Annotated in this window: 1 protein-coding gene; it reads right to left on the bottom strand. The window is 72.1% G+C overall.

Going from position 1 to position 23,551, the window contains the following annotated elements:
* Positions 1-440: 440 nt before the first annotated feature.
* Complete coding sequence (locus ACIP64_RS24395) at positions 441-23,534, bottom strand: non-ribosomal peptide synthase/polyketide synthase (protein ID WP_401590459.1); 23,094 nt, start codon at positions 23,532-23,534, stop codon at positions 441-443.
* Between the last annotated feature and the right edge of the window lie 17 nt (positions 23,535-23,551).

Below are 23,551 nucleotides of genomic sequence, written 5' to 3'. Positions count from 1 at the left end.
AACAAAGCCTCTTGCAGCTTGTCCCGCGCCCAGCCCCCGCCGCAACACCGGCAGACGAACTCAGCCTCCCAAGGCCTCCACCGCCGACTGGTGCCGTGCACGCGCACGGACCACACGCTCAGCGCCACTGCCACGATGCCAGGAGACAACCGCTCCCGCTCGAGTACACGAATGGCGGCGTTCGACGCTCCGGACAGGCCAGAGACGTCGCGATACCGCATCCAGGGTCTTCCCCGGCCGCGTTCCCGCGACCGCAGCGCAGCTGGTGTTCTACGCGGCACGGCCCCTTCGGATGCACGTCATGGACGGCATCCTCCCACGACTCAGGACCGGCCGACCAGAACCTCGGACGTGGCGCGGTACGCGGTCGATCGGTGCCTTCGATGGGCACGCCGTGTGACGCGGGGCCCACGCGCGAGATCGCGCGTGGGCCCCAGTGTTCACTGCGGACGCCGCGCCAGGGCGGCGGCCAGTACCGTCCCCACCTGACGCAGGGGCTCGGGCTTGGTCATGTCGTTGTGCGCGGCGGCGACGGGATGGATGTGCAGGCGCCCGGTGAAGTGCGGCGCCCACCGCTGGAGGACCTCTTCCTGGGGGTAGCCGGTCCCGGTCGCCGGGAAGTGGACGATGTCGCCGGCGAAGTGTCCCGGCGTCGTCTGCCGGACCATCCGCCAGTTGTCGCGGGTGTTCTGGACAACCCCGCGGACGTGGTCCTCGGTCAACTCCTCCAGGTCGGCGATCTCTTCCTTGATGATCCTCAGCGTCCCGGGCACGGTGAGCGGGTGGTCCGCGGTGTCCACCGGGCGTCCCAGGGCACGCAGGAGCTGGACCAGGACGGTGTGGTCGTCGGCCTCTTCATGGACGGCGTCGGCGTCCGGCGGGTAGGCGTCCATCATGGCCAGCAGGGCCACCTCCTGCCCGGCCTGCTGGAGCCGTACCGCGACGGCGTGCGCGAGGTTGCCGCCCATGGACCAGCCGAGCAGGTGGTACGGGCCGCTCGGCTGGACGCCCGTGATGTGGTCGACGTACCAGGTGACCAGCGCGTCGAGGTCGGACGGGGCCGACTCCGCCCGGGTGACGCCCGGAGCCTGCAGTCCGTACACGGGCCGGTCGGCGTCCAGGTGCCGCACCAGACCCACGTAGGGCAGGCCGAAACCACTGGCGGGCGGCAGGCAGAACAGCGGCGGCCGGTCGCCGTGCCCGCGCAGCGCGACCACCGGCTGGAAGAGGTCCTCCTCGGTGCCAGCGCCGAGCAGCGACGCCAGGCCCGCCACGGTCGGGTTCTGGAACACGCTCACGAGGGACAGCTGGATGCCGGTGGCGTTGCGGATCTCACCCAACAGCCGCACGGCGAGCAGTGAGTGCCCACCGAGTTCGAAGAAGTTGTCGTCCACGCCGACCGCGGGAAGGCCGAGGACGTCGGCGAATATCTCGCGGAGCAGGTGTTCTTCGGTAGTGCGCGGTTGCCAGGTCGTGTGCCCGGTGGAGTGCTCCGGGGCCGGAAGCGCGGTGCGGTCGAGCTTGCCGTTCACCGTGACCGGCAGTTCGTCCAGGACGACGATGGCGGAGGGGACCATGTAGTCCGGCAGTACGGCTGTCAGGCCGGCGCGGACCTCCGCGGTGTCCACATCGCCGTCCGTGCCGCTCGTCGGCACGAGGTAGGCGGTGAGGCGTTGGTCGCCGGGTTGGTCCTCGCGGACGATGACGGTGGCGTGGGCGATGGCGGGGTGGGTGAGGAGCGCGGTCTCGATTTCGCCGAGTTCGATGCGGAAGCCGCGGATTTTGACTTGGTGGTCGGTGCGGCCGAGGTATTCGAGTTGTCCGTTGGTGTTCCAGCGGGCGAGGTCGCCGGTGCGGTACATGCGTGCGCCGGGTGTGCTGCTGTGGGGGTTGGCGACGAAGCGTTCGGCGGTGAGTGCGGGTCGGTTGAGGTAGCCGCGGGCGAGTTGGCTGCCTGCGAGATACAGCTCTCCTGCGACGCCGGGGGGTACGGGTTGGAGTGCGGCGTTCAGGATGTAGGTCTGGGTGTTCCAGATGGGGCGGCCGATCGGTACGACGCTGGTCGTGTGGGGTTCGCAGGTGTGGGCGGTGACGTCGATGGACGCTTCGGTCGGCCCGTAGAGATTGTGCAGCGGGATCGGCAGCACGGCGTGGAACTGGTCGCGCAACGACGCTGCCAACGCCTCGCCGCTGCAGACCACGGCGCGCAGAGATGTGCACTCGCGGGCCGCGGGTTCGGCGACGAAGACCTGGAGCATGGAGGGGACGAAGTGGGCGATGGTGACGTGCTGGCGCTGGATGAGTTCGGCGAGGTAGTCGGGGTCGCGGTGGCCGCCGGGGCGGGCGACGACGAGGGTGGCGCCTTCCAGGAGGGGCCAGAAGAACTCCCACACGGACACGTCGAAGCCGAACGGGGTCTTCTGTACGACGCGGTCGCTGGGGGTGAGTTGGTAGGCGTGCTGCATCCAGGCGAGTCGGTTGACGACGCCTGCGTGGGGGAGGGTGACGCCCTTGGGTCGTCCAGTGGAGCCTGAGGTGTAGATGACGTAGGCGGGGTGGGCCGGCAGCGGCATCTGGTCGGGGTCGGTGTCGGCCTGCGTCGTCAGATCGGTCGCGGGGTCGTCCAGCACCACCCGTGCCGCGCCCTCGGGCAGTGCGCCCTGGAACTGGCGGGTCGTCACCACCAGGGTCGGCGCGGCGTCGCCCAGCACGTAGGCCACGCGTTCCGCCGGGTACTCGGGGTCGATCGGTACGTACGCGGCGCCGGACTTGAGGACGGCGAGCAGCGTGACGACGAGGTCCGGCGAGCGGTCCATCATCACCGCGACCCGCTGCTCCGGGCCCGCGCCATGCGCCGTCAGCAGTCGTGCCAGCCGGTTCGCCCGGGCGTTGAGGTCCGCGTAGGACAGCGTGGTGTCCTCGAACACCACCGCGGTCGCGTCCGGCGTGCGGGCCACCTGGGCCTGGAACAGCTCGGGGAGCGTGGCCGGAGGAACAGCACGCGCGGTGTCGTTCCACTCGGTCAGGATCCGCTCCCGCTCGTCGGATTCCAGCACCCCGACCTGGTCGAGCGCGGTCGACGGTGCCGTCTCCAGTGCCGTCACGATGGCCTCGGCGGCCGTGGTCACCATCGCGGCAAGGGCGCCCGGATCGATCAGGGACACGGCCTGCGCCTTCACGACGAAGCCCTCACCGGTGTCGTCGATGCTGACGGCGACGGGGTAGTTGGTGCGCTCGCGCGCCTGGAGCAGAGCGACACGGTCAAGCCCGGCGCCGGCGGCGGCAGCCTCGCTGTGGCGGTAGTTGAACAGCGAGGTGAACAGCGGCGTCTGGGCGGGCACCTTGCTGGCCTGCTGCGCCACCGCCAGCGGGGCGTGCTCGTGCACCAGCAGCTCCGCGAGCTGCCGCTGCATCCCCCGCACTGCCTCCAGCACACCCCCGGCACTCGCGTCCATCCGGACGGGAAGGGTGTTCATGAACAGTCCCGGCACCCGGTCCGAGCCGGTTCCGGCGTTCATGCGGCCGAACAGCACGGTGCCGAAGACCACGTCGTCACGGCCCGAGGTGGCCGACACGACCCGCGCCCAGGCGACGTGGAACAGCGTCGCCGGGGTGACACCCAGGTGCCGGGCCTGCTCCCGCAGCCGCACCGCGAGGCAGGCGTCCAGCGGCGTCCGCGCCTCGGTCACGTCACGGCCGTCCCCGAACACGTCCAGCAGGCCGTACGGAGCGGTCGGCTCGCTCACGTCACCGAGCAGCGCAGTGAAGAACGCCTCGTGCTCCCGGGCGGACACTCCGAGCCTGGCCTGCCCGACGAACTCACGGAACGGCAGCGGCTCGGGCAGGCTGTCCTGCCGCCCGTCGAGGAAGGCGGCCACTTCACCCATGACCACGTCCAGCGCGGTGTGGTCCTGGATCAGGTGATGGACCTGGAGGACCACCGTCCAGTGGTCCCCGCCCGGCTGCCGGGCCACATGGGCGCGCAGCAACGGGCCCTGGGAGAGGTCCATGCTCGGCGGACAGGCCGCGAGGAGTCGTTCCACCGTGTCCGGGCCGTCATGGTCCGTCTCCGCCGCGAGGTCGACCTCGCGCACGGTGAGCGTCGCCCGGCGCGCCACCACCTGGACCGGCTCGCGCAGCCCCTCCCAGGCGAAGGAGGTGCGCAGGATGTCGTGCCGGTCGACGACCCGCTGCACCGCGGCAAGGAACGCGTCCACCCGTGCCCGGGAGTCGAAGCGCAGCGCGATCGGCAGGACGTAGGGGTCGCTGTCGTTGTCGCCCTCCATCAGGGAGTGGAAGAAGATGCCCTCCTGCAGCGGGGCCAGCGGGTAGATGTCCGCGACGTTGGCTGCCCCTCCCGGAACGGCGGCGGCGATCCGGTCGATCTCCTCAGCGGTGAGGTCGATCAGCGTCACCATCTCCGGCGTGATCGCCGTGGCGCCCTCGGGGATGCCGTTCGGCGGGACGGTCACCTGCCCGGCCGTCGGTTTCACGGCTGCGGCCAGTGCCGCCACCGTCGGGCTGACGAACAGCGAGCGGACATCCACGGCGATGCCCCGCTCGCGAGCCCGCTCCACCAGTGTCACCGCGAGGAGGGAGTGCCCGCCGAGTTCGAAGAAGTTGTCGTCGACCCCGACCCGGGGCAGGTTGAGCACGTCGGCGAACACCGCGCACAGGATCTCCTCCTGGGCGTTGGCCGGGGTCCGGCCGGTGGAACCGGCACCGTAGTCGGGGGCGGGGAGGGCCTTGCGGTCCAGTTTGCGGTTCGCGGTGAGCGGGAGGGCGTCGAGGACGACCACGGCTGAGGGCACCATGTAGTCGGGCAGCTTGGCGGCGACGTGGGAACGCAGTTCTGCGCCGTCCGTGTCGGTACCCGTGACGACGTAGCCGACGAGGCGCTTGTCGCCGGGCTGGTCCTCGCGCACCACCACTGCCGCTTGGGCGACGGACGGGTGCGAGGCCAAGGCTGCCTCGACCTCGCCGGGTTCGATGCGGAAGCCGCGGATCTTGACCTGGTGGTCGGTGCGGCCGAGGTACTCGAGTTGCCCGTCGGCGTTCCAGCGGGCGAGGTCGCCGGTGCGGTACATGCGCTCGCCGGGCGTGCCGTACGGGTTGGCGACGAACCGCTCCGCGGTCAGCTCGGGCCGGTTGACGTATCCCCGGGCCAACTGCACGCCCGCCAGGTACAACTCGCCCGCGACGCCGGGGGGTACCGGTCGCAGAGCGGAGTCCAGCACGTATGCGCGCATGTTCCACAGGGGCGCGCCGATGGGGGGAACGCCGGCGCCGGACAGGGGGGTGCTGGCCAGCGAGGCGACCGTCGCTTCCGTCGGCCCGTAGATGTTCAGCATGAGCCGGTCGCGGGACCACCGCTCCGCGGTCTCCGGCGGGCACACGTCACCGGCGACCACCAGCGTCATCCCCTCCGGGAGACCGCCCGCGGAGGCGAGCAGCGGCAGTGTCGCGGGCGGCAGGGTCGCGTGGGTGACGCGCTGGCGGGCGACCAGGTGCGCCAGCGGCGCGCCGGGGGACATGTCGTCCGCCGAAGCCAGCACCACGGCCGCACCCGCCAGCCACGCCGGCCACATGTCGGCCACGGAGGCGTCGAAGCTGGGCGAGGCGAACTGGAGCAGCCGGCTGTCCGGGCCGATCCGGAGGCGTTCGATGTGGTCGGCGGCCAGGTTCGGCACCCCTCGGTGGGTGACCAGGACGCCCTTGGGAGTGCCGGTCGAGCCGGAGGTGTAGATGACGTAGGCGGGGTGGCCGAGCAGCAGCGGGCCGTGGCGTTCGGCGTCGGTCACATCGTGGCCGGGTCGGGCCGCCAGGTCTTCCCGCAGCTGCGCGTCCTCCAGCGACAGCTGCACGACGTCGGTGGGCGGCAGTTCGGCCTCCGTTGCCTGACCGGTGACGAGAACCGCCGGTCGGGCGTCGGTGAGCATGTGGGCGATCCGGTCCGCGGGATAGCGCGGATCGATCGGCAGGTAGGCGCCCCCGGCCTTCATCACCGCCAGGATGGCGACAACGAGGTCGATCGACCGTGGCAGTGCCAGAGCGACGATGTCCTCAGGCCGCACGCCGCGGTCGACGAGCAGGCGGGCAAGTCGGTTGGCCCGGGTGTTGAGTTCCGCGAAGGACAGTGCGGTGTCCTCGAACACCACCGCGGTCGCGTCCGGGGTACGGGCGACCTGCGACTGGAACAGCTCGGGAAGCGTCGCGAGCGGAACGTCGCGGGCGGTGTCGTTCCATCGGACCAGGATCCGGTCCCGCTCGGCGGCGTCCATGACCTCCGTGCGGTTGACCGGCATTGACGGATGCGCGGTGACGGTGTGCAGGACCCGGGTCAAGCGTTCGGCGAGGGCGGCGGCGGTGTGGTGGTCGAACAGGTCGGTGGCGTAGGTGATCGCGCCGTGGAGGCCGGCGGGCTTGCTGTCGTCGGTGAGGTGTTCGTTGAGCTGGAGGTCGAGGTCGAACTTGGCGGGGCTGTCGCCGGTGGGCAGGGCCTCGATGGCCAGGCCGGGCAGGTCCAGCGTGGCTTGCGTGTTGTTCTGGAGGGTGAGCATGACCTGGAACAGGGGGTGGCGGGCCATCGACCGGGTGGGCGAGAGCTCTTCCACGAGGCGTTCGAAGGGCACGTCCTGGTGTGCGTAGGCGTGGAGTGCGTGCTCACGGACGCGTTCGAGGAGTTGGGTGAAGTCGGGGTTGCCGGACAGGTCGGTGCGCAGGACGAGGGTGTTGACGAAGAATCCGACGAGGTCGTCGAGTGCCTGGTCGGTGCGTCCGGCGATGGGGGTGCCGATGGGGATGTCGTCGCCGGCGCCGAGGCGGTGCAGGAGGGTGGCCAGTGCCGCTTGGACGACCATGAAGACGGTCACGCCGTGTGCGCGCGCCAGGTCCACGACGGCTTGGTGGATGTCGGCGTCGATGTGGAGGTCGACGGTGGCGCCGCGGTGGGAGGCCATGGGGGGCCGGGGCCGGTCGGTGGGCAGTGCCAGTTCTTCGGGGGCTCCGTGGAGGGCGTTGTGCCAGTGGGTGAGTTGCTCGGTCAGGAGGCTGCTGGGATCGGACGCGTCGCCGAGGAGTTCGCGCTGCCAGAGGGCGTAGTCGGCGTACTGGACGGGCAGGGGCTCCCAGGTGGGTGCGGTGCCGGTGGTGCGGGCGGTGTAGGCGGTCGACACGTCGTGTGCCAGCGGGCCCAGGGACCATCCGTCGCCCGCGATGTGGTGGAGCACCACGACCAGCACATGCTCATCGGGACCGATCTCGGCCAGCGACATGCGCACGGGGATGTCGGTGGCCAGGTCGAACCGGTGCCTGGCGGCCTCGCTCACCCACGCTCGCAGAGCGTCCTCCGTCACCGGGGTGACGCTGAGCAGGTCACCGACCGCGTCGGCGGGAGTGATCCGCTGGTGGGGCCGGCCGTCGACGGTGGTGATCACGGTGCGGAGGACTTCGTGCCGGGCCACGACGTCACGGAGTGCGGCGTGCAGGGCGTCGGTGTCGAGTGCGCCGGTCAGCCGCAGGGCCATGGGGATGTTGTAGGTGGGGGAGGGGCCTTCGAGTTCGTTCAGGAACCACAGGCGCTGCTGGGCGAAGGACAGCGGCAGGAGGTCCGGTCGCTGTGCCGGGACCAAGGCAGGCCGTGACGGGCTGGTGGCCGTGAGGCGGTGTGCGAGTTCGCGGAGGGTGGGTGCCTCGAACAGGGTCCGGATGGGGACCTCGACGGCGAATGTTGATCGGATGCGGCTGATCAGGCGGGTGGCGAGGAGGGAGTGGCCGCCGAGTTCGAAGAAGTTGTCGTCGATTCCGACGGTTGGCAGGCCGAGTGTCTCGGCGGCCAGGGCGCACAGGATTTCTTCCTGGGCGTTGGCCGGGCCTCGGCTGGTGGCCGTGGTGGTGTAGTCGGGGGCGGGGAGGGCTTTGCGGTCGAGTTTGCGGTTCGCGGTGAGCGGGAGGGCGTCGAGTGCGACGATCGCCGCGGGCACCATGTAGTCGGGCAGCATGCTGGCGACGTGGGCGCGCAGTTCGGTGTTGTCGGTGTTGGTGGTCGGGACGATGTAGCCGACGAGGCGTTTGTCGCCGGGCTGGTCCTCGCGCACGACCACCGCCGCCTGGGCGACGGACGGGTGGGCGGCCAAGGCGGCCTCGATCTCGCCGAGTTCGATGCGGAAGCCGCGGATCTTGACCTGGTCGTCGGTACGGCCCAGGTATTCGAGCTGCCCGTCGGCGGTCCACCGGACCAGGTCCCCGGTGCGGTACATCCGCTCGCCCGCACCGCCGTAGGGGTTGGCGACGAAGCGTTCCGCGGTCAGGCCCGGCCGGTCGAGGTATCCCCGGGCCAGGCCGGCCCCGGACACGTACAGCTCTCCGGCCACGCCGGCCGGCACCGGCCGAAGGGCCGCGTCGAGCACGAACACCCGGGTGTTGGCGATCGGTTGTCCGATGTACGGGACCGCGCTGTCGTCGGCCAGCACCGCCATCGTTGTGCAGACGGTGGACTCCGTCGGACCGTACGCGTTGACGAGGCGCCGCCCAGCCGTCCACCGGCCGACCAGGTCCGGCCGCAGCGCCTCGCCGGCGGTCACCAAGGTCGTCACCGTGGGCAGGCTGTCCGCCGCGAGCCCCGCCAGCATGACGGGCGGCAGGGTCACGTGCGTCACCTTGGCGGCGGCGAGGAGGCGGGTCAGCGCCCGCTCGTCCACCAGGTGGTCCTGGGCTGCGAGGACGAGGCAGGCTCCGCTGCCGAGGGTGACGGTGAGTTCGGCGATGGCGGCGTCGAAGCTGGGTGAGGCGAATTGGAGGATGCGGCTGGCGGGTGTGATGGCGAGGGTTTCCGTTTGGGCGGTGATCAGGCTTGCCAGGCCGTGGTGGGTGACGGTGACGCCCTTGGGGCGGCCGGTGGAGCCGGAGGTGTAGATGACGTAGGCGGGGTGCGCGGTCAGCAGGGGACCGTGTCGTTCGGTGTCCGTGAGGTCGTGGTCGGGCAGGGCCGCCAGGGTCTGACCCAACCGGGAGTCCAGGGAAAGGTGCGTGGCGTCGGCTGCGGGCAGCTTGTCCTGGGTGGTTTCGCTGCTGATGACGAGTGCGGGCCGGGCATCGCCGAGCAGGTAGGTGATGCGGTCGGCGGGGTAGGCGGGGTCGATGGGCAGGTAGGCGCCACCGGCCTTGGTCACGGCCAGGAGGGCGACGACGAGGTCGACGGATCGCGGCAGTACCACGGCGACGAGTCGTTCGGGTCCGACGCCGTGTCCGGCGAGGTGGCGGGCGAGCCGGTTGGCGCGGGCGTTGAGTTCGGCGTAGGTCACCTCGACGTCCTCGAACACGACCGCGGTCGCGTCCGGCGTACGGGCGGCCTGCCCCTCGAAAAGCTCGGGCAGCGTCACCGCCCGCACGTCCCGCGCCGTGTCGTTCCACTCCACCAGGACACGCCGGCGCTCATCCGCACCCAGCACATCGAGGTGGTCAACAGGAAGGTCCGGATCGGCCGTTGCCGCTTCCAGCACCTGGACGAGTCGTGCGACGAGCACGTCGACGGTCGCCTGGTCGAAGAGATCCGCGGCGTAGGTGACGATTCCGTTCACACCGGCCGCATCGCCCCCGGTGTCGAAGGCCTCCGCGACGACGAAGGACAGGTCGAAGACGGGGTTGTCGCCGACCTCGATCCTCTCGATGTCCAGGCCGGGCACGTCGAGCGTGGCCGGTGCGACGTTCTGCAGCACGAGCATCGTCTGGAAGAGCGGGTGCCGGCCCGTGGACCGCGCGGGGGCGAGGTCCTCCACCAGGCGTTCGAACGGCAGGTCCTGGTGGGCGAGGGCGCCCAGGCTCTCGTCGCGGACGCGGTGGAGCACGTCGCGGAAGCCGGGGTCGCCGGACAGGTCGGTGCGGACGACGAGGGTGTTGATGAAGAAGCCGACGAGCTGGTCGAGGTTCTCGTCGGTGCGTCCGGCGACGGGGGTGCCGATGGGGATGTCGGTGCCCGCGCCGAGGCGGGAGAACAGGGTCGCCAGCGCGGCGTTGAGCACCATGAACATGGTGACGCCCTCGGCCTGGGCCAGGGCGGTCATCCGCTGGTGCAGGGCGGCGTCGATGTGCAGGGCGGCGGTGCCGCCCCGGTAGGTGGCCGTACGGGGCCGGGGGCGGTCGACGGGCAGGGCGAGTTCTTCCGGCAGCCCCGCCAGTCTCTCCCGCCAGTGGGCCAGTTGGGCGCTGTGCAGGCTCGCGGGGTCGTCGGGGGCACCGAGGAGGTCGCGCTGCCAGAGGGTGTAGTCGGCGTACTGCACGGGCAGCGGTGCCCAGGCGGGAACGTGGCCTGCCGAACGGGCGGCGTAGGCGGCCGACACGTCCCTCGCCAGGGGGCCCAACGACCAGGCGTCGGCGGCGATGTGGTGCACCACGATCACCAGCACGTGCTCCTGCGGGCGCAGCCTGAAGAGCCGGGCGCGCAGCGGGATGTCGGTGCGCAGCTCGAACGCGGAGCGCGAGACCCGCTCGATACGGTCCCGAAGGTCCTCCTCGGCGATGTCGACGAGCGGCATGTCGAAGGCCAAGGATTCCGGCGCGAGGACCGACTGCCGCGGTGTGCCGTCGGGGGCCGGGAACACGGTCCGCAGCACTTCGTGCCGTACGAGGACGTCGCGCAGGGCGTCACGCATCGCCTCGGCGTCCAGGGCGCCCGTCAGGCGCAGGACCACCGGGATGTTGTAGTTGGCGTTTTCGCCCTCCAGTTGACGCAGGAACCACAGCCGGGTCTGGGCGAAGGACGGCGGGAGGACGTCCGGCCGCGGCCTGGGTGTGATCCGGGGCCGTGCCTCGCCCGCGTCGCCCAGCCTAGCCGCGAGCCCGGCGACCGTGGGGCTCTCGAACAGGGCCCGGATGGGGACCTCGACCCCGAGAACCGTGCGGATGCGGCTGACCAGCCGTACGGCGAGCAGCGAATGGCCGCCGAATGCGAAGAAGTTGTCGTCCACCCCGACGTGCGGCAGGCCGAGGATGCCCGCGAACACCTGGCACAGCAGCTGCTCCTGGAGGGTCCGCGGCTCCCGGCTCTCCTCGGTCGTCCCGTACGCGGGTGCGGGGAGCGCGCGGCGGTCGAGCTTGCCGTTCGAGGTGAGCGGCAGCGCGTCCAGGACCACGACCGCCGACGGCACCATGTAGTCGGGCAGCATTCCGGCGACGTGGGCGCGCAGTTCGGCGGCGTCCAGGTCGGTTTCCGCGACGACGTAGCCGACGAGGCGCTTGTCCCCGGGCTGGTCCTCACGGACGATCAAGGCGGCCTGGGCGACGGCGGGATGGGAGGTGAGGGCGGCCTCGATCTCGCCGGGCTCGATGCGGAAGCCGCGGATCTTGACCTGGTCGTCGGCGCGGCCGAGGTATTCGAGCCGGCCGTCGGTGTTCCAGCGGGCGAGGTCGCCGGTGCGGTACATGCGCTCGCCGGGCGTGCCGTGGGGGTTGGCGACGAAGCGCTCGGCGGTGAGCGCGGGGCGGTGCAGGTATCCGCGGGCGAGCTGGGCGCCGGCGACGTACAGCTCGCCGGGGACACCGGGGGGAACCGGCCGCAGGGCCGTGTCGAGTACGTAGGTCCGGGTGTTCCACATGGGGCGGCCGATGGGCGTGATCCCCCGGCCGGCGTCGCCGGCGGCGAGGTCGACGGGGTGGTCGGTGCAGCCGACGGTGGTCTCCGTCGGTCCGTAGTGGTTGACGACGGGCACGTCCGGGTGGTCCCGGTGCCATTGCTGGAGTTGCGCCGTGCGCAGCGGTTCCCCGCCGAGCATGAGCTGCCCGGTGGGCGCCCAGTCGCCGGGGAGGGTCTGGAGGAACGCCAGGTGGCTGGGGGTGGCCTTGAGGAAGGTGATCTCGTGGCCGGCGAGGGTGGCGGGGAGCGTCTCGTCCCAGGTGGCGATGTGGAGGCGTCCACCGCTGGTGAGTGCGCCGTACAGGGCCGTGACGCCGAGGTCGAAGGCGATGGACGCGTGCAGCAGGGTGCTTCCGCCGAGGTGCGGATAGGCGTCCCAGGTGCGGGCGATGTAGTTGACCACGCCCTGGTGGGTGATGGTCACGCCCTTCGGCCGTCCTGTGGAGCCGGAGGTGTAGATGACGTACGCCGGGTGCGCGGGCAGCAGCGGGCCGTGCCGTTCGCCGTCGTCGAGGTCGCCGGCGGGCAGGCCGTCGAGGACGCCCGCGGTGTCCGGGTCGTCGAGGACGACCTGCGGCACGTTCCCCTGCGGGTTGACGGCCTCCGTGGTGACCAGGAGCGCCGGCCGCGCGTCGGTGAGCAGGTGGGCGATGCGGTCGGCGGGGTGGTCGGGGTCGACGGGCAGGTAGGCGGCGCCCGTTTTCAGTACGGCGAGCAGCGCGACGATGAGATGGGTCGAGCGGGGGAGCGCCAGGGCGACGAGCTGTTCCGGTCCGGCGCCCTGTGCGGCCAGGAGGCGGGCGAGCCGGTTGGCGCGCGCGTTGAGGTCGGCGTAGGACACCTCCGTGTCCTCGAACACCACGGCGGTGGCGTCCGGCGTGCGGGCCACCTGCGCCTGGAACAGCTCCGGGAGCGAGGACGCCGGTACTTCGTGGGCCGTGTCGTTCCACTCCACGAGGACCTGGCGGCGCTCGGCCGCGCTGAGCAGGTCGATGCCGGTGACGGGCCGCTCGGCGTCGGCGGCCACGGCGTCGAGGAGCCGGACGAGCCGTTCGACGAGCGTGGCGACCGTGCTGTGGTCGAACAGATCGGCCGCGTAAGTGATGACGCCGGTCAGGCCGTTCGGCCCGCCGTGGGGGGCGAAGGTCTCCTGGAGCTGGACGTCGAGGTCGAACTTGGCCGGCTGCTCGCCGGCCGGTAGCGGGGCGGTGCCGAGCCCGGGCAGGTCGAGGACGGGCGTGGCGGTGTTCTGCAGCCCCAGCATGACCTGGAACAGCGGGTGGCGGGCCATGGACCGGGCGGGGGCGAGGTCTTCCACCAGCCGCTCGAACGGCACGTCCTGGCGGGCGAGGGCACCCAGGTTCTGCTCGCGGACGCGGCGCAGCATCTCGCGGAAGGACGGGTCGCCCGACACGTCGGTACGGAGCACCAGGGTGTTCACGAAGAACCCGACGAGCTCGTCCAGGCTCTCGTCGGTGCGGCCGGCGACCGACGTGCCGATCGGGATGTCGGTGCCCGCGCCGAGGCGGGACAGCAGGGTCGCCAGCGCGGCGTTGAGCACCATGAACATGGTGACGCCCTCGGCACGGGCCAGGGCGGCGAGCCGCCGGTGCAGGTCGGCCTCGACGCGCAGGTGCGCGGTGCCGCCGCGGTGGGTGGCCACGGGGGGCCGGGGGCGGTCGCCGGGCAGGGCCAGCTCCTCCGGCAGACCGGCCAGTGCATCGCGCCAGTAGGCGAGTTGGGCGCTGTGCAGGCTCTCGGGATCGTCGGGGTCACCGAGGAGCCGGCGCTGCCAGAGGGTGTAGTCGGCGTACTGGACCGGGAGCGGTTCCCAGGTGGGGGCGTGGCCGCCCGAGCGGGCCGTGTACGCGGTGGAGATGTCGCGCGCCAGCGGGGCGAGCGACCAGCCGTCGCCGGCGACGTGGTGCAGGACCAGGAGCAGGACGTGGTCCCGCGGCGCCACCGCGAACAGCCGTGCCCGCACCGGGATGTCACGGGCGAGGTCGAAGGCGCGGTGGGACTCCTCGGCCACCGCCCGCTCCAACTCGCCTTCCGGTACCTCGGCCGTGGTCAGCGGGAGTTCGATCCCGTCCGGGCCGAGGATGTGCTGCTCCGGCGTGCCGTCGACGCTCCGGAAGACGGTACGGAGCGCCTCGTGCCGGGCGACGACGTCGGTGAGGGCGGCCCGGAGCGCGGCGCGGTCGAGGCCGCCGGTGAGGCGGAGGGCGATGGGGATGTTGTAGAGCCCGGAGGGTCCTTCGAGTTCGCCGAGGAACCACAGGCGCTGCTGGGCGAAGGACAGCGGCACCGTCGCGGGGCGCGGCCCGGCGGTCAGCCTCTGGCACGCCGTCCCGGTGTCCGTCACGCGCTGCGCGAGTCCGGCCACGGTAGGGGTCTCGAACAGGGCCCGGATCGGGATCTCGGCACCGAGGGCGGCGCGGACGCGGCTGACCAGCCGGGTGGCCAGCAGGGAGTGGCCGCCGAGGTCGAAGAAGTTGTCGTCGATTCCGACGTGCGGGAGGCCGAGGACGTCCGCGAACGCCTGGCTGAGCAGCTGTTCCTGGAGGGTGCGGGCTTCCCGGCCCGGGCTCGTGGCGGTGTGGTCGGGGGCGGGCAGGGCCTTGCGGTCCAGCTTGCCGTTCACCGTGAGGGGGAGCGCGTCCAGGACCACCACGGCCGAGGGCACCATGTAGTCGGGCAGCAGCCGGGACATGTACTCCCGGACCTCCCCGCCGTCGACAGCGGTCTTAGGGACGACGTAGCCGACGAGGCGCTTGTCGCCGGGCTGGTCCTCGCGGACGGCGACGGCGGCGTGGGCGACGGCGGGGTGGGAGGTGAGGACGGTCTCGATCTCGGCGGGTTCGATGCGGAAGCCGCGGATCTTGATCTGGTGGTCGGTGCGGGCGAGGTATTCGAGCTGTCCGCCGGCGGTCCAGCGGACCAGGTCGCCGGTGCGGTACATCCGCTCGCCCGGCCCGTCGTAGGGGTTGGCGACGAACCGCTCCGCGGTCAGCTCCGGCCGGTTGACGTATCCCTGGGCCAGGCCGGCCCCGGACACGTACAACTCGCCGGCCACGCCCGGCGGTACCGGCCGCAGGGCGCCGTCCAGGACGTACAGCCGGCTGCCGGAGACCGGTCCGCCGATCGGCACGGAACCGCCCTCGACCCGCTCCACCGGCTGCCAGGTCGCGAACGTCGTCGTCTCCGTCGGCCCGTACACGTGCAGCAGGCGCTTCGGGGCGCCGAGTTCCAGCAGCCGCCGCACGCTCGCGGGGTCGACCGCCTCGCCGCCGAACAGCAGGTGCCGCAGGCGGCCGAGCCCCTCCGGGGACTCCGCCACCAGGCGGTTGAAGAGCGCGGTGGTGACGAACATCGCGGTGATCCCGTCGCGTTCGATCTGCGCGGTGAGCCGTTCGGGCGCCAGCAGCACCTCCCGGTCGACGCCCACCAGCGTCGCGCCGTTGACCAGCGCACCCCAGATCTCGAACGTGGCCGCGTCGAACGACACCGACGACGCCTGGGCGACGACGTCGTCCGCGCCCAACGCCACGTAGTTCGCGTGCCGGACGAGACGGACGACCGCCTGCTGCGCGACGAGCACCCCCTTGGGACGCCCCGTCGAACCGGAGGTGTAGATCACGTACGCCGGGTGGGCGGACAGCAGGCGCCCGCCGCGCTCCGCGTCCGACAGGTCCTCCCCGCCGAGCTCCTCCAGCGCGGAGGCCGTGGGGGGATCGTCCACCACCACGTGCTCGCCGGGGATGTCCGCACGGACCTGGGCCTGCTGAGTGACCAGCAGGGACGGCTCGGCGTCCGCCAGCATGAAGGCGATCCGGTCCGCCGGATAGGCCGGGTCGACCGGCACGTACGCCGCCCCCGCCTTGACCGCCGCCAGCAGGGCGACCACCAGATCGGCCGAGCGGTCCATCATCACCGCCACCCGGTCCTGCGGCCGCACGCCGCGGGAGACCAGGAGCCGCGCCAGACGGTTCGCCCGCGCGTTCAGCTCCGCGTAGGACAGCGTGACGCCGTCGAACTCGACCGCCGTGGCGTCCTGCCGGCGGGCCACCTGGGCCTCGAACAACTCCGCCAGTGTGGCGTGCGGCGTCTCGCGGCCGGTGTCGTTCCACTCGGTGAGCAGCCGCTTGCGTTCGGCTTCGCCGAGGAGGTCGATGCGGGTGACCGGAAGTGCCGGGTCCGTGGTCACGGCGTCGAGCACCCGGACGAACCGCCGGACGAGCGTCTCCACGGTGGCGTGGTCGTACAGGTCGGCCGCGTAGGTGAGGGTGCCGGACAGGCCCGCGGGCCGGCCGTCGGCGTGGGTCTCGCGGAGCTGGAGGTCGAGGTCGAACTTGGCGGGCAGGTCCCCGTTGCCCAGCAGACGGCTGTCCAGGCCGGGCAGGTCGAGTGCCGGGTCGGCGGTGTTCTGCAGGGCGAGCATGACCTGGAACAGGGGGTGCCGGGCCATGGACCGGGCGGGCGCGAGGTCCTCCACCAGCCGTTCGAACGGCACGTCCTGGTGGGCGAGCGCGCCCACACTCTGCTCGCGGACGCGCCGCAGCAGCTCTCGGAAGGACGGGTCGCGCGACAGGTCGGTGCGGATCACCAGGGTGTTGACGAAGAACCCGACGAGGTCGTGCAGGCTCTCGTCCGTCCGTCCGGCGACGGGGGTGCCGATCGGGATGTCGGTGCCCGCGCCGAGGCGGCTCAGGAGGGTGGCCAGCGCGGCGTTGAGCACCATGAACGTGGTGACTCCCTCGGCGCGGGCCAGCGCGGTCAGCCGTCCGTGCAGGTCCGCGTTGATGCGGACGGCGGCCGTGGCGCCGCGGTGGGACGCCACCGGCGGCCGGGGGCGGTCGACGGGCAGGGTCAGCTCCTCCGGCAGGCCGGCGAGGGCCTCACGCCAGTGGGCCAGTTGCGTGCTGTGCGGGCTCGCGGGGTCGTCCTCGCCCCCGAGGAGGTCGCGCTGCCAGAGCGTGTAGTCGGCGTACTGGACCGGCAGGGGCTCCCAGGCGGGGATCCGGTTCTCGACCCGGGCGGCGTACGCGGTGGAGATGTCCCGCGCCAGCGGTGCCAGTGACCACCCGTCACCGGCGATGTGGTGGACGACCACCACCAGGACGTGGTCCCGCGGCGTCACCGCGAACAGCCGCGCTCGCAACGGGATGTCGCGCGCGAGGTCGAAGGCGCGGGCGGCTTCCGCGCTGACGGTCTGGGCGATCCCGCCCTCGGACAGGTCGATAACGGGCAGTTGGAGGTCGATCGCATCGTGGCCGAGGACGCGCTGGCTGGGCGAGCCGTCGACGCTCGGGAAGACGGTGCGCAGGACTTCGTGCCGGGCGACGACGTCGTGCACGGCGGCACGAAGGGCCGCACGGTCGAGGTCGCCGGTGAGCCGGAGGGCGACGGGGATGTTGTACAGCCCGGAGGGGCCGTCGAGTTCGCTGAGGAACCACAGCCGCTGCTGGGCGAACGACAGCGGGACGACCTCGGGGCGCGCCCCGGCGGTCAGCCTGCGGCGGGCCGTCCCGACATCGGCCAGACGGCCGGCGAGCCCGGCGACGGTGGGTGTCTCGAACAGGGCCCGGATCGGGAGTTCCGTCCCCAGGGCGGAGCGGACCCGGCCGACCAGTCGTGTCGCCAGCAGCGAGTGCCCGCCGAGTGCGAAGAAGTTGTCATCCACCCCGACCTTCGGCAGGCCGAGGACGTCGGCGAACATCTCGCACAAGAGCTGTTCCTGCGGGGTTCGCGGTTCCCGGCCCTCTTCGGCCGTCGCGTACGCGGGTGCGGGCAGGGCCTTGCGGTCGAGCTTGCCGTTCATGCTCAGCGGGAGGGCGTCGAGGACGACCACGGCTGAGGGCACCATGTAGTCGGGCAGCTTGGCGGCGACGTGGGTGCGCAGCTCGGTGCCGTCCGCGTCGGTGTGCGTGACGACGTAGCCGACGAGGCGCTTGTCGCCGGGCTGGTCCTCACGAATGATGACGGCGGCCTGGGTGACGGACGGGTGCGAGGCCAAGGCGGCTTCGATCTCGCCGGGTTCGATGCGGAAGCCGCGGATCTTGACCTGGTCGTCGGTGCGGCCGAGGTATTCGAGTTGCCCGTCGGTGTTCCAGCGGGCGAGGTCGCCTGTGCGGTACATGCGCTCGCCGGGCGTGCCGTACGGGTTGGCGACGAAGCGTTCGGCGGTCAGCTCGGGCCGGTTGACGTATCCCCGGGCCAGTCCGGCGCCGGAGACATAGAGCTCTCCGGGCACGCCGATCGGTGCCGGGCGGAGCGACGCGTCCAGCACGAACACTTGGGTGTTGGTGATGGGAGCGCCGATGTGGACGTCAGCCGGAGGGGTCAGCCGGGCGATGGTGGCGCAGACCGTGGTTTCGGTGGGTCCATAGGCGTTGATGAGGGTGCGGCCGGACGCCCAGGGGACGACCTGGTGGGCGGGGAGGGCCTCGCCCGCGGTGATGAGGGTGGTGAGGTCGGGGAGTTCGCGGGGATCGAGGTGGGGGAGGACGGCCGGCGGGAGGGTGGCGTGGGTGACGTTCCGGCCGTTGACCAGACGGGTCAGTGCCGGGCCGGGGACGAGGTCGTCCTGGGCTGCGAGGACGAGGCAGGCTCCGTTGCCGAGGGTGACGGTGAGTTCGGCGATGGCGGCGTCGAAGCTGGGTGAGGCGAATTGGAGGATGCGGCTGGCGGGTGTGATGGCGAAGGTTTCCGTTTGGGCGGTGATCAGGCTTGCCAGGCCGTGGTGGGTGACGGTGACGCCCTTGGGGTGGCCGGTGGAGCCGGAGGTGTAGATGACGTAGGCGGGGTGCGCGGTCAGCAGGGGACTGTGCCGTTCGGCGTCCGTGAGGTCGTGGTCGGGCAAGGCCGCCAGGGCCTGACCCAACTGGACGTCATCCAACACCAGTTGTACGGAGTCGGCTGCGGGCAGCTTGCCGTGCGTTGCTTCGTCGGTGATGACGAGTGCGGGCCGGGCATCGGCGAGCAGGTAGGCGATGCGGTCGGCGGGGTAGGCCGGGTCGATGGGCAGGTAGGCGCCCCCGGCCTTGGCCACGGCCAGGAGGGCGACGACGAGGTCGACGGATCGGGGCAGTGCGACGGCGACGAGTCGTTCGGGTCCGACGCCGTGTCCGGCGAGGTGGCGGGCGAGCCGGTTGGCGCGGGCGTTGAGTTCGGCGTAGGTCACCTCGACGTCCTCGAACACGACCGCGGTCGCGTCCGGCGTACGGGCGGCCTGCCCCTCGAACAGCTCGGGCAGCGTCACCGCCCGCACGTCCCGCGCCGTGCCGTTCCACTCCACCAGGACACGCCGGCGCTCATCCGTACCCAGCACATCGATGTCGCCGAGCGGCGCGTCCGGCGCCGCCTCCAGCGCTGCGACCACCCCTTCGCCGACGGTCTCCATCATGGCGCACAGGACATCGGGCGACCCGGGCGCGACGACCTGGGCGGTGAGCACGAACTCGTCCCCCGTGTCGTCGACGATCATGCCGACGGGGTAGTTCGTCCGCTCCTGCATGAACAGCACGTCCACGCCCGGGAGCCCGGCACGCGCCTGCTCGGAATCGGCCCTGCTGTGGCGGTAGTTCAGGAGCGAGGTGAAGAGCGGGGCGTCCCCGCGTATGCCGCTTGTCCGCTGGGCCATCGCCAGCGGCGCGTGTTCGTGCAGCAGCAACTCGGCCAGCTGGGCCTGAACGGCGCGTACGACGTCACGAGCGCCCGCGCCGCCGGTGCGGACACGGACCGGGAGGGTGTTGATGAACAGGCCCACGACCCGTTCGGCGCCCGTGCCCATCCGGCCGAACAGGATGGTCCCGAAGACCACGTCGTCGCGGCCCGAGGTCGCGGCCAGCACACGGGCCCAGATGACGTGGAACAACGTCGCCGGGCTCACGCCGAGGCGCCGCGCCTGCTCACGGAGCCGCCCTGCGAGCCGCGGGTCCATCCGGGCGGTGGACTCGGTGGCCCCCGTGCCGTCCCCGTGGACGTCCACCAGCCCGAACGAGGCGGTCGGCTCGGTGACGTCGCCGAGCAGGCGGCCGAAGTACGCCTCGTGCTCCTGCCGGGACACCTGGCCCCGTGCCTGGGCGACGACGTCGCGGTACGGCGCGGGCGCGGGCAGTTCGTCGTCGCGCCCCTCGATGAACGCGTGCACCTCGCCCAGAATGACGTCGAGCGCGGTGTGGTCCTGGATCAGGTGGTGCACCTGCACCAGCGCGAGCCACTGCTCGCCGCCCGGCTGCGCGGCCACGTGCACACGGATGAGGGGGGCGCTGCTGACGGTCATGGACGCGGGGCACGCGGCCAGCAGCCGGGCGACCAGGTCGTGGTCGTCGGCCGCGGCACCGGCGTCGCCGGTCAGCACGACTTCGTCCACCGGCAGTTCGGCGCGCCGGAGCACCACCTGCACCGGTTCGGGCAGCCCTTCCCACAGGAAGGCCGTTCTCAAGTTCTCGTGCCGGTCCACCACCTTCCGCAGGGCGGCCACGAACGCGTCGAGTCTGCCGCGGGAGTCGAAGCGGAGAACGGTGGGCAGGACGTACACGTCCTCGTCCGCGGTCCCGCCGCCCATGAGGTGGTGGAAGAGGATGCCCTCCTGCAGCGGGGCGAGCGGGTAGACGTCCGCCACATTCGCGGCGCCGCCGGGGACGCGGGCGGTGATCTCCGCGATGTGCCCGGCGTCCAGGTCGACCAGCGGAAGCATGTCCGGCGTGATCACCTGCGCCCCGGCCGGGATGCGGTTCGCGGGCACCTCCACCTCGGTCCGGCCGGTGGTCGCCGCCAGACCGGCCACGGTGGGCGTGGTGAACAGGGACCGTACGTTGATCGACAGGCCACGGGCGCGCAGCCGCTCGACCAGCGTCACCGCCAGCAGCGAGTGGCCGCCGAGGTCGAAGAAGTTGTCGTCGACCCCGACGTGCGGCCGGCCGAGGATCTCGGCGAAGGCGTCGCACAGGATCTCCTCGCGGGCGGTGCGCGGCCCTCGGCCGGCCTGCCCGGAGGTGTACTCGGGCGTGGGCAGGGCCTTGCGGTCCAACTTGCCGTTGACCGTGACGGGGAGGGCGTCCAGGACGACCACGGCCGAGGGCACCATGTAGTCGGGCAGCAGGCCGCCGACGTGGGCGCGGACGCCGGCGCCGTCGACGTCCGCCTTCGGGACGACGTAGCCGACGAGGCGCTTGCCGCCGGGCTGGTCCTCGCGGACGACGACGGCGGCCTGGGCGACGGCCGGGTGGGCGGCCAAGGCGGCCTCGACCTCGCCGAGTTCGATGCGGAAGCCGCGGATCTTGACCTGGTCGTCGGTGCGGCCCAGGTACTCCAGCTGTCCGTCCGCGGTCCAGCGCACGAGGTCGCCGGTGCGGTACATCCGCTCGCCGGGCCGACCGTACGGGTTGGCGACGAAGCGCTCCGCGGTGAGGCCGGGGCGCCGGAGGTAGCCGCGGGCGAGCTGGGCGCCGGCGAGGTAGAGCTCGCCGGGGACACCGGGCGGAACGGGCCGCAAGGAGGCGTCGAGGACGTAGGTGCGGGTGTTCCACACCGGTCGGCCGATCGGGACGGTCGGGTCGTCGACGGTGAGGTGCGAGGCGTGCGTGACGTCGATGGACGCCTCGGTGGGGCCGTAGAGGTTGTGCAGCGGAGCGTCGAGCGTGCGGAGGAACTGGTCGCGCAGCTCGGGGGTGAGTGCCTCGCCGCTGCACAGGACCGCGCGCAGGGTGGTGCAGTCGGCCGCCGACGGTTCGGTGAGGAAGGCCTTCAGCATGGAGGGCACGAAGTGGCTCACGGTGACCTGCCGCGCCCGGACGAGGCCGGCCAGGTAGCCGGGGTCGCGGTGTCCGCCGGGGCGGGCCACGACCAGGACGGCGCCCTGGAGGAGGGGCCAGAAGAACTCCCAGACGGACACGTCGAATCCGAACGGGGTCTTCTGCAGCACCCGGTCCGAGGCCCCGATCGGGTACTGGTGCTGCATCCACTCCAGCCGGTTGACCACGCCCTGGTGCGGTACGGCGACCCCCTTGGGCCGTCCGGTGGAGCCGGAGGTGTAGATCACGTACGCCGGGTGCGCGGGCAGCAGCACACCGCCGCGGTCACCGTCGCCGAGGTCGGCCGGGGACAGGCCGTCGAGGGCGAGCGCCGTGTCCGGGTCGTCCAGGACGAGGTGCCGCACCTCCCCGCCGTCGGGAAGACGCGGGTGGAGGGCGCCGGTGGTGACGACGACGGCGGGCCGGGCGTCGGAGAGCAGGTGGGCGACCCGGTCGGCGGGGTGGTCGGGGTCGATCGGGAGGTAGGCGCCGCCGGCCTTCACCACCGCGAGGAGGGTGGCGGCCAGATCGGCGGAGCGTTCGAGATGCACCCCGACGAGGCTTTCCGGGCCGACGCCGTGGCCCGCCAGGTGCCGGGCGAGCCGGTTGGCGCGGGCGTTGAGGTCGGCGTACGACACCTCGACGTCCTCGAACACCACCGCCGTCGCGTCGGGGGTGCGGACCACCTGCGCCTCGAACAGTTCCGGCAGCGTCGCCGCCGGGACCTCGTGCGCGGTGTCGTTCCAGCCGGCCAGGACCTGCCGGCGTTCGTCCTTGCCGAGCAGGTCGATGGCGTCGACGGGCCGCGCCGGGTCGGCGGTCACCGCGTCGAGCACCCGGACGAGCCGCTCGGCCAGCGACTCCACGGTGCCGTGGTCGAACAGGTCCGCCGCGTAGCCGATCCCGCCCCTGAGACCGGCCGGGACACCGCCCGGGCCGAAGGTCTCCCTGATGGAGACGGCGAGGTCGGCCCTGGCCGGCGCCTCCCTGCTCGCGAGCACGGTGACGTCGAGGCCGGGCAGCGCGAGGGCCGGTTCGACGTTGTCCTGCAACGCCAGCATGACCTGGAACAACGGCTGGCGGGCCAGCGACCGGGCGGGCGCGAGGTCCTCCACCAGCCGCTCGAAGGGCAGTTCCTGATGGGTGAGCGCGTCCAGGTTCCGCTCGTGCACCCGGGCCAGAACGTCACGGAACGACGGGCGTCCCGACAGGTCGCCCCGGATCACCAGGGTGTTCACGAAGAAGCCGATGAGCTCGTTCAGATCGACTTCGGTACGCCCGGCCACCGGAGTGCCGATGGGGATGTCGGTGCCGGCGCCGAGACGGGAGAGCGTCGTGGCGAGCGCGGCATGGAGCACCGCGAACAGGGTGACGCCCTCGGCCCGGGCCAGGGCGGCGATCCGCCGGTGCAGATCGGCCGTGATGTCGAGGGCCGCGCTGCCGTCGCGGTGGCTCGGCACGGACGGGCGCGGGCGGTCGAACGGCAGGGGCAGTTCCTCCGGCAGATCGGCCAAGGCCTCCCGCCAGTACGCCAGTTCCCCGTTCAGGAAGCTAGCCGGGTCGTCCTCGCCGCCGAGGAGGTCGCGCTGCCAGAGCGCGTAGTCGGCGTACTGGACCGGCAGGGGCTCCCAGTCGGGGGCCCGGTCGCCGACCCGGGCGGTGTACGCCGTGGAGACGTCCCGAGCCAAAGGCGCCAGGGACCATCCGTCGTTGGCGATGTGATGGGCCACCAGGACCAGCACATGGTCCCGCGGGGCCACCGCGAGAAGGCACGCCCGCAAGGGGATCTCGCGGGAGAGGTCGAAGGGACGCACGGACTCCTCTGCCACCACCCGGGCGATCTCGTCCTCCGTCACCTCGATCACCGGCAGGCGCAGCCCGGCGTCCTCCGGCGTGAGGATCCGCTGCTGGGGGACGCCGTCGTCCGTCGCGATCAGCGTGCGCAGCGCCTCGTGCCGCTCGATCAGGTCCACCAGTGCCGCGTGCAGGGCCTCGTGGTTCAGGTCACCGGCAAGCCGCAGGGTGATCGGGATGTTGTACATCCCGTTGGGTCCTTGCAGTTCGCCGAGGAACCACAACCGCTGCTGAGCAAAGGACAGAGGAATCATCGGGGGCTCTCTACGAC

The sequence above is a fragment of the Streptomyces sp. NPDC088733 genome (genome assembly GCF_044751185.1).
Classification (GTDB): Bacteria; Actinomycetota; Actinomycetes; order Streptomycetales; family Streptomycetaceae; genus Actinacidiphila.
This window is presented reverse-complemented; position numbering and strand designations above follow the sequence as displayed.